The organism is Xanthomonas pisi DSM 18956, assembly GCF_001010415.1.
Classification (GTDB): Bacteria; Pseudomonadota; Gammaproteobacteria; order Xanthomonadales; family Xanthomonadaceae; genus Xanthomonas; species Xanthomonas pisi.
This window is the reverse complement of sequence record NZ_JPLE01000007.1, coordinates 49,423-63,191: the sequence shown is the minus strand read 5'-3', so window position 1 is coordinate 63,191 and position 13,769 is coordinate 49,423. Positions and strand designations below refer to the sequence as shown.

At 64.7% G+C, this 13,769-nt stretch carries 11 protein-coding genes and 1 riboswitch; of the genes, 7 read left to right on the top strand and 4 right to left on the bottom strand.

The window, feature by feature from the left end:
* Positions 1-358: 358 nt before the first annotated feature.
* Entirely contained in the window at positions 359-2,884 is a 2,526-nt protein-coding gene (locus tag Y887_RS01315; protein WP_046962635.1) for a S9 family peptidase, read from the bottom strand.
* A 137-nt stretch (positions 2,885-3,021) separates the two neighbouring features.
* A riboswitch (S-adenosyl-L-homocysteine riboswitch) is annotated at positions 3,022-3,134 on the top strand.
* Between the two features lie 31 nt (positions 3,135-3,165).
* On the opposite strand from Y887_RS01315, the gene ahcY reads away from it, so the two are divergent.
* The 4 genes from ahcY to Y887_RS01295 all read left to right on the top strand — a co-directional run bounded on the left by ahcY (position 3,166) and on the right by Y887_RS01295 (position 6,198).
* Positions 3,166-4,608, top strand: a complete 1,443-nt coding sequence (gene ahcY / locus Y887_RS01310; RefSeq protein ID WP_046962634.1) for an adenosylhomocysteinase — start codon at positions 3,166-3,168, stop codon at positions 4,606-4,608.
* Between the two features lie 109 nt (positions 4,609-4,717).
* The gene (locus Y887_RS01305) at positions 4,718-5,080 is read left to right on the top strand and encodes a hypothetical protein (RefSeq protein ID WP_245879346.1); all 363 of its coding nucleotides are present in this window, start codon (positions 4,718-4,720) and stop codon (positions 5,078-5,080) included.
* 16 nt (positions 5,081-5,096) lie between these two features.
* Positions 5,097-5,402, top strand: coding sequence for a hypothetical protein (locus tag Y887_RS01300; protein ID WP_046962633.1), 306 nt, complete (start codon positions 5,097-5,099; stop codon positions 5,400-5,402).
* Between the two features lie 202 nt (positions 5,403-5,604).
* Positions 5,605-6,198 (top strand): porin family protein, encoded by a 594-nt coding sequence (locus Y887_RS01295; RefSeq protein WP_046962632.1) that lies wholly within the window; start codon positions 5,605-5,607, stop codon positions 6,196-6,198.
* A 209-nt stretch (positions 6,199-6,407) separates the two neighbouring features.
* Here Y887_RS01295 and Y887_RS01290 read toward each other — a convergent pair whose 3' ends face one another.
* Positions 6,408-6,965 (bottom strand): DUF3228 family protein, encoded by a 558-nt coding sequence (locus tag Y887_RS01290; RefSeq protein ID WP_046962631.1) that lies wholly within the window; start codon positions 6,963-6,965, stop codon positions 6,408-6,410.
* A gap of 57 nt (positions 6,966-7,022) precedes the next feature.
* Positions 7,023-7,568, bottom strand: a complete 546-nt coding sequence (locus Y887_RS01285; RefSeq protein ID WP_046962630.1) for a DUF2058 domain-containing protein — start codon at positions 7,566-7,568, stop codon at positions 7,023-7,025.
* A gap of 169 nt (positions 7,569-7,737) precedes the next feature.
* Here Y887_RS01285 and Y887_RS01280 point away from each other — a divergent pair, with 169 nt between their 5' ends.
* The 3 genes from Y887_RS01280 (at position 7,738) to Y887_RS21250 (ending at position 12,600) form a co-directional block, all read left to right on the top strand.
* On the top strand, positions 7,738-8,376 hold the full coding sequence (locus tag Y887_RS01280; protein ID WP_245879347.1) for a hypothetical protein: 639 nt from the start codon (positions 7,738-7,740) through the stop codon (positions 8,374-8,376).
* Positions 8,377-8,945: 569 nt separating this feature from the next.
* Positions 8,946-10,316, top strand: a complete 1,371-nt coding sequence (locus Y887_RS01275; RefSeq protein ID WP_162199142.1) for an alpha-amylase family protein — start codon at positions 8,946-8,948, stop codon at positions 10,314-10,316.
* A gap of 613 nt (positions 10,317-10,929) precedes the next feature.
* Positions 10,930-12,600: a histidine phosphatase family protein gene (locus Y887_RS21250; RefSeq protein WP_245879348.1), complete on the top strand. Its 1,671-nt coding sequence runs from the start codon at positions 10,930-10,932 to the stop codon at positions 12,598-12,600.
* Between the two features lie 144 nt (positions 12,601-12,744).
* Here Y887_RS21250 and Y887_RS01260 read toward each other — a convergent pair whose 3' ends face one another.
* Positions 12,745-13,680: a Gfo/Idh/MocA family protein gene (locus tag Y887_RS01260; RefSeq protein ID WP_046962627.1), complete on the bottom strand. Its 936-nt coding sequence runs from the start codon at positions 13,678-13,680 to the stop codon at positions 12,745-12,747.
* Positions 13,681-13,769 lie beyond the last annotated feature (89 nt).

The window sequence follows — 13,769 nt, the reverse complement described above, 5'->3', positions numbered from 1 at the left end:
AGACTAACCCAAAAGGATTAGATGATCGCGACCGTCACGACGGTTTCAACACCAACCATCGTATGCCGGCGCGCCTCGATGATGACGCTGGTGTGACGCGCTGACGCGCGATGGGCGTTCCCGGCAATGCCCATCGCGGGAAAGCCCGCTCCTAAGCGGGTGTGGTTTTCCCGGTAACGCCCTCGCGGGCGAGCCCGCTCCTGCAGGCGATCGCGCCACGCATTTGCATGACTCTGCAGACGTTGCCGGGGGGTATCAGCCGCATCTGCCGCAAGAGCGCACCCGGGCGCGACGAAGCGTCACCGGTAACGCCGCATCGCGCGCAAGCGCGCTCCTACCGGTGCCAGCGCAGCATCGATCAACGCCTGCGTGTTGCGGCGCCATCCTTGTTCGGCGCTGGCTCGCCGAGATTGCTCTTCAACCACTGCTCACTCTCGGCCAGCATCTGCAGGATCGATTGCCGCGCGCGATACGCATGCGATTCGTTGGGCAGCATCACCAGCTTCGCGGTGCCGCCCAGACCCTTGATCGCTGCGAACATGCGCTCGCTCTGGATCGGAAAGGTGCCGGTATTGTTGTCGTCCTGGCCGTGGATCAGCAGCAGCGGGTCCTTGATCTTGTCGGCGTAGTTGAACGGCGACATCGCCTGATACACCGATTGCGCCTGCCAGTAATTGCGTTCTTCGGCCTGGAACCCGAATGGAGTGAGCGTGCGGTTGTAGGCACCGCTGCGTGCGATGCCGGCCTTGAACAGGCGCGTGTGCGCAAGCAGATTCGCCGTCATGAACGCGCCATACGAATGCCCGCCGATGGCGATGTGCCCGCGGTCGGTGACGCCGCGCCGCACCACTTCATCCACCGCCGCCTGCGCGTCGGCGATCAGCTGCGGCACATAGGTGTCGTTGGGTTCGGCGTCGCCTTCGCCGACGATCGGCATGGTCGGATTGTTGAGCACCACGTAGCCGATCGCCAGGAACGCCTGCGGCCCCCAGTAGCTGATCGCATTGAAGCGATACGGCGAGTCGGTGACCTGGCTGGCGGTGTCGGCGCTTTTGAACTCGCCCGGATACGCCCACATCAGCAGCGGGCGTGGGCCATCGCGTTTGGGGTCGTACCCTGGCGGCAGCAACAGCGTGGCGGTGAGGTCCACGCCATCGGCACGCTTGTAGCGAATCTGCTCCTTCTGCACGCCGCGCAACTGCGGCAACGGATGCGCGAACTGCGTCAGCGCACGCGGTGCCGGCACTGCCTCGCCCAGCGACTGCACGAAATAATTGGCGGGTTCTTCAGGCGATTCGCGGCTGAGCAGCACCTGCGTGCCCTGCGTACCCAGCACGGCCAGTGGTGCGGAATAGGTGGGCGCCTGCGAATGGAACAGCCGTGTGGCGCGCTTGCCTTGCAGATCGAAGCGATCCACAAACGGGCGGTCGCCTTCCGGTGAGGCGCCCTTGCCGAGCAGGAACAGGCTGTTGCCATCGGCACTGGTCTGCAGCAACAGGCGGCCCTTGCCGTCGGCCACCGTCGCAGGCGTGCCCGGGTCGCTGTAGCGGTCCTGCGAGGAGCGGTCCCACAGCAACTCGGGCGCGTGCTTGGGCTGATCGGGGGCGATGCGCCATTGCTTGGTGCGGCGGGTCTTCCACCAGCTCTCGCTGAGGATGGCCAGATCGCCGCGGCCCCACTGGATGCCCTCGAACCGGCTGCCCAGCTGCGCCAGCGTCACCGGCCCACGCGTGAATGGCGCCGCCTGCATCCGCACCGCATCACGGATCTTGCTCTCGCGTGCCGGGTCGCCGCCATCCTGCGCTTCGGCCCAGACCAGGGTGGCCGGCGCATCGTGCCGCCAGGCGATGTCGCGCACGCCGGTGGGCACGGCGTCATTGCCGGTCGGCAGGCCCTCCACCAAGGGCAACTGGGCAATCTGGCGCACCAGCTTGCCCTGCAGATCCAGCACCTCGATGCGGCGCGCGAAATTGTCGACCGGCACCAGGTAGGAAAACGGCCGCTCGCTGCGTTCGCTCAGGATGTACCGGCCATCCGGGGACACCGACAGGTCGAGGTAGATGCCGGGCGTGGCGATCGGGCGGATCTGCCCGGTGACGCTGACGATGACCGGCTGGCCGGTGGCGTAGTACTCGAACACGCGCGCATCGGCCTCGTTGCGCAGCAGGTCCTGGTAGGTCGGCAGCGAGCGCACGCCTGCGGCGGCGCTGGTCTGCTGGATCGCCGGACCGTCCGGCACCGCGTCGCGGGTGGGCGGCGCGCCCTGCCCTGCCACTTGCTGCTGCAGCAGCAACCCGCTGCCATCGGGCAACCAGCGCAACTCGTCATTGACGCTGGTGTTCAAGCCGGCCACCAGGCGCTTGGCCTGCCCTGCCGCCACGTCCACCAGCCACAACTCGTTGGCGCCGCTGGTCGCGTCCTCGCGCCGGAACGCCAGGTAGCGTTGATCCGGCGACCAGCTCAGCGTGGCCAGCGACAAGGGCGTCGGCAGGCCGGCAATCTGCCGCTCGCTGCCATCGGCGACCGACAGCAGCCACAGCTTGCCGGCGAAGGCAAACCGGCTGCTGGCGAAGGTCTTGGGATGGATGCGCAGGCCGGCCAGCTTGAGCTCGGGCTGGGCCACCTCCGCGATATCCGGCAGCGCCGGCATTTGCAGCATCGCGGCCAGATCGCGTTTGGGCGAGAGGTGCAGCAGCGGGGCGCGCGGGGCGTCGACCACCGCCTGCAGCGCCTTGGAGGGCAGTTGATACCCGCTGGCTGCAGCAGAGGGTTGCCCAGCCGGCGCGCCTGCCGCCGCTGCCAGCAGCGGTGCGCTCAGCGCCAGTACTCCCGCCCACGCCCACGTGTACCGCCGCCAGCCCTGCACATTCGGCTTTGCCTGCATTGTCCTTCCCCGGTCTCGATCGACCCTGGACCTTAGCAGCCGTCGGCCGGCGACTCCCCTGCCGTTGGTTGGGGGTCATGCCGATTCAAGCCGGCCAATTCATGTCGGCGGGGGGAGCTGCCGATATAATCGACGCTCTCGTCGAGGGGCGCTGCGACCGGTATGGCGGACTGATCCGCCACTGCACGAAGAGTGCAGGAAATACGGCCAGGCTCGACAAGCATTCACCGTTCAACGGCGCCCGGAATTGCAGACATTGATCTGCCTACCGGAGCTATTGCATGAACGCTGTCACGAAAATTGCCCCACACAACGACTACAAGGTCGCCGACCTCTCCCTGGCCGATTGGGGCCGCAAGGAGCTGGACATCGCCGAGCACGAGATGCCGGGCCTGATGTCGATCCGCCGCAAACATGCGCAGAGCAAGCCGCTGAAGGACGTGCGCATCACCGGCTCGCTGCACATGACCATCCAGACCGCCGTGCTGATCGAAACGCTCAAGGACATCGGCGCCAACGTGCGCTGGGCCTCGTGCAACATCTTCTCGACCCAGGATCACGCCGCCGCCGCCATCGCGGTCAGCGGTACGCCGGTGTTCGCCTGGAAGGGCGAGACGCTGGAAGAGTATTGGGACTGCACCCTGGATGCGCTGACCTTCACCCTGGCCGACGGCACACAGACCGGCCCGGAGCTGGTGGTGGACGACGGCGGCGACGTCACCTTGCTGATCCACAAGGGCTATGAGCTCGAGAACGGCTCGACCTGGGTCGACGAGCCAGCCTCCTCGCACGAGGAAGGCGTGATCAAGGCGCTGCTCAAGCGCGTGGCAGTCGAGCGCCCGGGTTACTGGACCCGCGTGGTCAAGGACTGGAAGGGCGTCTCCGAAGAAACCACCACCGGCGTGCACCGCCTGTACCAGATCGCCGAAGCCGGCAAGCTGCTGATCCCTGCCATCAACGTCAACGACTCGGTCACCAAGAGCAAGTTCGACAACCTCTATGGCTGCCGCGAGTCGCTGGCCGATGGCCTCAAGCGCGCGATGGACGTGATGCTGGCCGGCAAGGTCGCGGTGGTCTGCGGCTACGGCGACGTCGGCAAGGGCAGCGCCGCCTCGCTGCGCGCCTACGGTGCCCGCGTGATCGTCACCGAGATCGACCCGATCTGCGCGCTGCAGGCGTCGATGGAAGGCTTCGAGGTCAACACCATCGAATCCACCCTGGGCCGCGGCGACATCTATGTCACCACCACCGGCAACAAGGACATCATCACCGTCGAGCACCTGCAGGCGATGAAGGACCAGGCCATCGTGTGCAACATCGGCCACTTCGACAACGAGATCCAGGTCGATGCGCTGAATGCACTCAAGGGCGTGGAGAAGATCAACATCAAGCCGCAGGTGGACAAGTACGTGTTCGCCAACGGCAACGCGATCTTCCTGCTGGCCGACGGCCGCCTGGTCAACCTGGGCTGCGCCACTGGCCACCCGAGCTTTGTGATGTCCAACTCGTTCGCCAACCAGACCCTGGCGCAGATCGACCTGTGGGAAAAGCGCGACACCTACGAGAAGAAGGTCTACATCCTGCCCAAGCACCTGGACGAAGAAGTGGCCCGCCTGCACCTGGAAAAGATCGGCGTCAAGCTGACCACCCTGACCAAGGACCAGGCCGATTATCTCGGCGTGGACGTGGCCGGCCCGTACAAGCCGGATCATTACCGCTACTGATCACCTGGGCTGTTGATTGCCCGGATGTCACCGCTTGAGCAGAACGGGCGCCGCAAGGCGCCCGTTTTCTTTGCCGGATGCTTGGTGGCCTGCGTAGAAGCGGCCCCACATGGCGATCACTCTGCGTTCGCGCCATGCGGCTACATCCACATGCATCGCATCGGTGCAACACCTCGAGCAACACACCCTGGAATCCAGCGACCCATCGTCGAAAGTAACCAACATTTGCGGCTTCAGCATCTGGCACTGGATCATCGTTCTTTTCTTCTTCTGCAGCATTGCTGCCGTGATCAGCCTGATCGTCTGGGTCGCAAAGCGCGCGTCGCGCAAATCGACTGTGGCAACGACAGGGTCAGCAGCGCCAAAGAACGCTCAAGCCACACTGTTGGAGCTGGACCCGCTGGGGGCGCAGCAATTGATCACGGACGCGGACTACCAACAGCGCCGCAGCCATATCCTCAGCGAGATCTGAGCATCGGCTGCAACGCATGAACCATGTTTCTGCTGTGCTGGATCACCATGCCCATGTCATCTGCGACAGTGGCATGCGCCAGAAATTACCGACGCGTGGCACTTCGCTGCAAGACGGCATCAGCCTGAGCTTCAAGAGCTCTCAAGAACTTCCCGACATCCTCAGCCTGCTGCAATCACTGCAGATTCCCTTTGCCGACGTACCTGCGGGTTGGCCGCCGGCGGCTGTCTTCGCGCATCGCAGGGATCAGGGGCTGGTGCAAGGCGCGATCACCACCATCGCATGGGTTGCCCCAGGCATGCCCGTGCTCGGCGTCGGCTAGCACGCATTTGCGTCTGGGCTGCCGCCTGCTCGCCAGGTGCAATCGGCGCAATGCTGCGCTTGAGAAGGTCGGCTGCTGCGCACACGCTGCGGCTAATAACTTTCCAAACTCCGCTGACCACCATGGCGCCGCAACGCCTGCGCCCGGTCATGGCCTGCGTTGGTGATTCCCTGCCGCATTCGCACTTTCAAGAGAACCCGTCATGAAAAAATGCATGCTCACGTTGGCGCTCTCGGCGCTGGTACTGACGGCTGCACCCGATGTCTTCGCGCAGTCCACATCCGGCGACGGTGCGGGTTGGTTCGTCAACGGCGGCGTCGGCCGCACCTCGCTCAAGAGCGGGCCCTACGATGGCAGTGATACCGGCTACAACGTCTCCGCCGGATATCGCTGGAATGTGTTGTTTCCGTGGCTATCGCTTGGCCTGGAAGCTGGCTACAACGATCTTGGCAATATCCAGGCGAAAAACCTCTTCAACGGTGATGCGGTCGTGGAAGACCAGAGCCAGCTACGTGGGTGGACGGTCGGGTTGAATCAGCGCTTCGCACTGGGCGAGAAGTGGTATGCCAGCATGCGCGGCGGACTGTACGGCTGGAAGGGCCAGGGCCTGCGCAATGACAGCGTGTCCGAGCGCGCCGACCTGGACAAGCTATCGTGGTATGCAGGCGCCGGCGTGGGCTACAACCTGGGCGAGCACTTCAGCATCGGCGCCGGCTACGACCATTACAACGCCAAAAAATTCGATGTCGATCTGAGCACCGATATGGCTTCGGTCAATGCCGAGTACCGGTTCTGACAGCCATCGGCATGTCGGGCTGCGCTGAGTCGGCAAACAGCGGACGCAGCTCGACCCTGCAGCCATACGTGCAACCACGCGTCACGCTCGGCGAAAGGATGCGCCTGCGGCGGCGAGGCGACACAGCGCTGCCGACCTGCCCGGCTTCAAGCGCAGCCCCTTATCCGTGCTGCGCGAATTCGCACGATACGGCGCGCGCGATCTACCTGCTACGGCCGCCAATTCGCATTGCGTTCCCAGAACGCAACGCTGCGCCGGTAGGCATCGCGGTCCAGTGCCACACCGGAGCCGCCCTCTTCCACGCCCAGTGCATTACGCAGCATGGTGATGGGCGCCATCGGAATTTCTTCCGGCTCGTTGGTGTAGAGGCAACCGACAACGCCCCAATCGGCGTCGATCGGCGAGCCCTCCTTGGTCAGCTGATCGCGGCTATACAGGATCGGCAGCATGTACCGGGCAACCGGCGCCTCGACGCCTTCGAACCAACGCACCAGGACCGACAATTCCTGTGTATTGCGTGCTTCGTAGCCGCAGCGCAGCAGGTGACGGTTTTCTGCGCTGATCGGCACCGTCAGGCAGCGGGTGCTGGTCCAGTTGCGATGCACATGCAGCTGGCAGAACGGCGCGTAGCCTTCGATCACGCGCAGCGGTGGCGCGTCGTTGAGATGCTGGATGAATTGCTCGGCCGTGCAGTCCTGGATGGCATTGCGACGGCCATCGCGCGGAAACAATCGGGTGCGGGCGAACGGCGTAAGAACGATCGACATGGCAACAGGCCGGCGGCAAAGAGCGCCAGGGTAACGCGCGGGCCAACGCGCGGTCACTTACCAGATCAGATCGTCGGGCACCTTGAACTGGCTGTAGTACGCGTCGTCGCTGTCGCTCGATGAGGGGGCGGGGTTGCGCGCATGATCCAGCACCACCGTGCCTGGATCGCGGCTATAGACCTTGTCGGCCGCCGCACGCGGAATCAGCTCGAATCCGTCGCCATGCCGCACGATCACCAGTGCGCCACTGGCCAGCTGGCCACGCAGCGCCGGATTGACCAGCACGCTGCGGATGATGCTACCGTCGTTGAAGCGATAGTCGATCTCGCCTTCGCGCTTGACCTTGCTGGTCTCCACGATCTGCCGCACCTGCGCCAGCACTTCCTGCTTGCGCAGCTGCGCGTTGCGCTCCTCGGCCAGCGCGCGATCGCGCTCGGCACGCTCGGCCTGCAGCCGCGCCGCATCCACCTTGTCGGCATCGGCAGGCGTGACCGCCCCGCCCTTGGCATGCCGCTGCTTGACCTGCTCGCGCGCAATCTTGTCCACCTGGGCTTTTTTGACCAGGCCAGCCTTGAGCAGCTGTTCTTGCAGTGGATTACGCATGGCAGACATCGGCAGTGAATTAGCCGCTAGTTTAACGCGACACGCGCCAGGCACCTTCGTCGCCGGTCCGGGCCGCTGCGCATCAGTCGCCGCCAGCCGCCCGGGCAGGTGCGCGACCGGCCACGCAGCGCTTATGATGTGCCACTTCCATACAATTCAAGGACGAATGATGATCATCTGGGGATCGGGCGGCGACGCCATCGCACTCGGAGCCGCCGACGGCGCGCATTGCGACCAATGCGCGCAACAACGCAGTTTTCGCAATGTCCTGCATTACCGCTATGCGCACCTTTGGTACATCTTCAGCTGGGTCACCAAGAAGCAGTATCTGCGCGTGTGCGACGGCTGCAACCACAGCACCCCGCTGGACACCAAGACCTTCGAAGCGTCTCGGGGCAAGCCGCCGATTCCTGCCTACCGCCGGTTTGGCGGCCTGGTGCTGCTGGGGCTGATCGCGCTGCTGGTGCTGTTTGGCGCCTACAGCGCATCGCAGACATCCAAGCAGGACAACGCGCTGCTGGCGCAGCCTGCGGCAGGAGACCTGTACACCGTGGACCTGCAGACGGTGGCACCTGGCGCCTACGATGGACATGCCTACGGTGTGGTGCGGGTACACAGCGTCAACGGCGACACCATCAGCCTGGCGCTGCCGCAAAAGGGCTTCAGCAAGTGGAAAGGCGCCGAGCGCGATGCCGGCGGCAGCACCGCCAGGCAGCCGGCGTACTACACCGACGAGCACATCGACCTACCGCTGTCCAAGCTGCAGGAATTGCACACACGCGATGAGCTCCGCCACGTGTATCGCTGAGCGCTGTCGGCCAGCAGGTGCGGCGTAGGCTGCACCGGCGCAGTGCGTGGCGCCCCCTGTTGCCTGCAACGTTTCTCCTTGGTGCTGGTGCATCGACCGCTCAAGGCAGCTTCAAATACGTTGCAACGTCGAGCGCGCTCTGGTCGCACGGCGAACATCGACAGGGCGCTGCCTGCCGCAGTCCAGTCCTGCCACGGCCCTTGTCGATGGCAACACGTCGCTGACCACCTGCGTCAGTCACCCAAACGGCTCGATGCCATGCGCTCCAGGCGCAGCGGATGCGGCGCAAGTTGTGCGACCCATCGCGCTGTTGCCGTCCAACCACGCACGCAGTTTGGCGCTCTGTCGCATTGAATACGTATGCACAACACCGATGTTGCGGCGCGATGCGCGCTTAGCATCGCCACGCGCTGCACGCCGTGCGCGCGCTTTCCGGAACAGGGGCCGGAGGCCTTGATGCGGGCATCGCGGACTGCGCGGATGCTCGCGCTCACCGACTGGAGAATCATCCGATGCATAGCACGCCTGCTCATGCTCCACCCTCGCTCACACAGCGATGCGGCCGCCTGCTGCTGACGGCGGTGATCTTGCTGCTGACCACCGCCAATGTGCAGGCCGATGTCATCCTGCATGCCTTCAACTGGCCCTATGCCACCGTGGAAGCGCGCGCCAAGCAGATCGCCGACGCCGGCTATCGCAAGGTTCTGGTGGCGCCGGCCACTCGTTCGCAGGGCAGCGCGTGGTGGGCGCGCTATCAACCGCAGGATCTGCGCGTGATCGATGGACCGCTGGGCGACACGGCCGCGTTCTCGCGCATGGTGCAGGCACTGGCCAACAACGGGGTGGAAACCTATGCCGACGTGGTGCTCAACCACATGGCCAACGAAGCGGCGACGCGCTCGGACCTCAACTACCCGGGCAGTGCGGTGTTGTCGCAGTACGCAGCCAACCCGGGACGGTACGATTCGCTGCGCCTGTTCGGCACCTTGCAGTCGAACTTTCTGAGCGCCAGCGACTTCGGCCCGGCGCAGTGCATCAGCAACTACAACGACGCCTTCCAGGTGCGCAATTATCGTATCTGCGGCGGTGGCAGCGACCCGGGCTTGCCGGATCTGGTCGGTAACGACTGGGTGGTGCAACAGCAGCGCGCCTACCTGCAGGCGCTCAAGGGCCTGGGCGTGACCGGCTTCCGCGTGGATGCGGCCAAGCACATGACCTTCGATCATCTGAACCGCGTCTTCGATGCCGGCATCCGCTCCGGCGTTTATGTGTTCGGCGAGGTGATCACCGGCGGCGGCACCGGCAATGGCGATTACGACCAGTTCCTTGCGCCGTATCTGCAATCCACGCCGCATGCTGCATACGACTTCCCGTTGTTCAACGCAGTGCGCAATGCCTTTGCCGTGGGTGCCAGCATGCAGCAGCTGGTGGACCCGGCCAGCGCCGGGCAGGCGTTACCGGGCAATCGCGCGGTGACCTTCGCCATCACGCACGACATCCCCAACAACGCCGGCTTCCGTTACGCCATTCTTGACCCGGTCGACGAAACCCTTGCCTATGCCTATCTGATCGGTCGAAACGGCGGCATGCCGATGGTCTACACCGACAACAACGAAAGCGGCGACAACCGCTGGGTCAACGCCTACCAGCGCGACGACCTGCGCCGCATGATCGGCTTCCACAACGGCGTGCAGGGCACCGACATGCAGGTGCTGTCGTCCAGTTCCTGCCACATCCTGTTCCGTCGCGGCAGCCTGGGCATCGTGGGCATCAACAAATGCGGCAATCCGGTCACCACCACCGTGGGCATGAACAACAGCGTGCTGTACTGGAATGCAGACTACGTAGACGCGCTGGGCTCGGGCAACGTGGTGCGCATCACCAGCAGCTCCTACACCTTCACCCTGCCGGCACGTGGCACGCGGATGTGGCGACGCTGATCCGGAGCGCAGCCATGCACCCATCGGCGCTGCCTGCATGAGCAGGCAATGTAAATCCCACCTTTACACCAGGCAGTGCCCGGATCTCGCACGCGCGCCGCCAACACGACGACGGCGTGATCGCCACGCTTGTTGACCGCATCAGTCAACGCCTGCGCCGCACATCGCGTGCGCAGGCGTTGTGCGTGTGCGGGCGGGGCGATCGCTGCGCTTGACGCAACGACGCTGTGCGCATGCGATCACGCGGACATGATGCAGCCGGGTGCGATCGACACATTCTTGGCCAGCGGATGAATCGATCGATAGAAACAGCGCGCGCGTCGCAACGAAATGCCCGGTTCGCCGGACCTACCGGCAACCGGATGCATGCTGGCCCATCTGCCTGGCGTGCAGCCGGTTGACCGCGAGCCGATGGCATCGCCGCATGAGCAATGACCGACCCAACGTCGCGCGCAACCGTCCAGCGGGATGATGCGGCGAGGCACCGACGGAGACGCGGCCCATCCCGCATCCATCAGCGCTCGCCTGACAGCTGCGCAGGCGCCATGTCGGCAACTCGTGTTGCAACGCGATCGGTCTCACCGACCAGTGGTGCATTACCGGAGCCCAGCCGATGCCTTTGTACTTCGTCCGTCATGGCGAGTCGCTCGCAAACGAACAGAACTATTTTGCAGGCGCGCAGAATTCGCCACTCACTCCGCTGGGCCGGCGCCAGGCGCGTCAGGCAGCCGACTACGTCCGCCAACGCGGGCTGCACTTCGATCAGGTCCACGTTTCCACACTCGAACGCGCGCAGGCAACCGCAAGCATCATCCTGGAAGGCGTCACCGCACCACCGCAGGTGATCTCCAGCGCTGCATTGGTGGAACGCGATTTCGGCATCTTCGCCGGCAAGAACAAGACCTTGATCAAGAAGTCGATCGGTCACCGTCTCTACGACGTCTGCTTCCACGATGCCGACGGCGCACCGCCCGATGGCGAACACTGGATGGACATGTACGCCCGCTGCAAGCATTACTACGACACCGTGCTCGCGCCGTTGGACCGGCAAGGCAAGCAGGTCCTGGTGGTGGCGCACAAATACATCGTCGAGGTATTTGCGCTGATCGCCTCCGGCCTGCCACCTGCCGACTACATCGACTTTCGGCTACCCAATTCCCGGCCGCTGTCGTGGGACGAGCTCAGGCAGATGACTGCGCGCAGTTCCTCGCGCATGAACTATCTGGGCGAGCAGACCGAAATCCATCTGCTGCAATGGATGTTGATCGCCGCGGCAGGCGGCTTCGCGCTGTCGTGCGCGGGCGTGCGTGTGCCGCATATTGCCAGCACAACGGCCATCGTCGTCTTGCTGGCAGTCAATGCGTTCTTCCTGTCGGTACGCATCGAGGCCGGTGCCTTGCGCCTGACCCGGGGGCCGGAAAACATTGCGCTGTGCGTGATCAGCGTGGCACGTGCGTTCTGCGCCATGCTGCTGCTCACACAGTTCTACAACGAATGGATCCACGTGATCGGCCTGTTACTGATCGTGCCGCCGGCATTGTCGGTGCCGACCTTCTCGCTGGCGCGCGGCGGCGATTATTTCTTCGCAGCGCGCTACACGCTCGTCTTGTCGGTGCTATTGCCGCTGCTCCTGCTGGGGTTGTTTGTGGATCACCGCGCGCTGCTGGGCAACGCGCATGCGCTGGAGCGGTTTTTCGTGGTGCTGCTGCTCGCCTTGGCGCTGCCCTCGCTGGCCGCACAGGGATGGCGTCGGGCGCGCCCGATCGCAGCCGGCAAGCTCGCCACCAACTGGGGCTGGGTGGGCGCATTGACGATGGTGCCGATGGCCTTGCTGGTCGGGCTACGCACCGAAGGAAGCGCGCTCGTCCACGCGTTGACGCAGGGCGGTTGGCAGGCCTGGGGAGCGCTGCTGCTGCCGTTTACGCTCCTGCTGGCTTGCCGCGTGGGCAGTGCCGTGTACTTACGCGCACACCAGAGCGTGACCGGCAAGCGTATCGATGCCGGCATTGCGGCGGACATCCACCTGCTGCAGACCTCGCCCAACATCTTCCTGTGGCTCAGTCTGTTGTTGCCGGGCACGTTTACGCATGCGCCCACACTGGTCGCCGGCACCTTGCTGGGCTTCTTCGCGTTTGCCCTGCTCGATGAGACGTGGGTGGTCAGGCGTTTCCGCGCGCAGATCACCCCCGCGTTGCGCAGGCCGGTGAGCTCCCCCATCTCGGGGGCGGATGTGCGCACTGCCGAAAACATCGAGCGCGACGACGTGGCACTGGAAAGCCGTTGATCGGCACCGGCGGCAGCGAGGTTGCGGGCGGACGTGTGACGCCATGGCGCTGCGGCAACCGTGCAGACATGCGATTGCGGCACGACAACACCGACCGATGGCCGGTGTTGTTCGTCATCACGACTGCCAGGACGGCGCCGTCGATTACCAGGCAAACGGTGCGGTGACCGTGCGCGCCCCGAGCAGAAACGCATCGGCCACATGCACGAACGGAGCGACATCCACCTCCGATTCGCCGGCACGCACCAGCTGTACAAATCGCCGGTACAGGCCATCGTATTCGCTGGATGCGGGCACAGCCTGCGCCTGCCCGTCGATATGCAGCTTGGCGCCGCCTTCGCTGAGCATGAGCACGCCCTGGGTGGTTTCCACTTCGATATCCCAGCGCTGATGGCCGGTCTGCAGGAAGTCGAATTCGGCCGTGACCGGCACGCCGGCGGTATCGACAAACGCAAGCCTGGCGTACAGCGGCGCCTGGCGATTTTGCGGTGTGTGCAGCTCGGCCTGATGCAGTGCGAAGCTGCACGGCAGCAGATGGGTGGCGATGGACAATGCATTGATGCCGGGATCGAACACGCCCATGCCGCCGGGTTCGAGAATCCAGTCCTGCCCCGGATGCCAGTGGCGGATGTCTTCCTTCCAGGTGATATGCGCACGCACGACCTGCTTGTCGGCCAACCATGCGCGCGCGGGTTCCACGCCGGCCGCGCAACGCGAATGCCAACTGGTGAACAGGCTGCGCTGCGCGTGCTGCGCCACCTTGCGCAGGTCGTCGATCTCGGCAAGCGTGGCGGCCGGCGGCTTTTCCAGAAAGACATGCCGACCAGCGTTCAACGCCGCCTGCGCCAATGCATGCCGCCCCACCGGTGGCGTGCACAACGACACGGCTTCAAGCTCCGGATGCGCGGCGAACGCTTCGTCCAGGGTGTGATACGCCGGGACGCCGTCGACCGTGCCATGCCGGCTCACTGTGGCCACCAACTGCACGTCGGCACGCGCGGCGATGGTCGGCACGTGCTGGTCGCGGGCGATCTTGCCGATACCGACAAGGGCAATACGCAATGCGTCTGGATGCTTCATCGAAACCTTCGTGCTGGTGAGGAGGGGCATGCCCGCCGCGTTGCGCTGCCTGCGGCGAAGGCGTCGGGCCGACGCAACGTGTAGCCAGA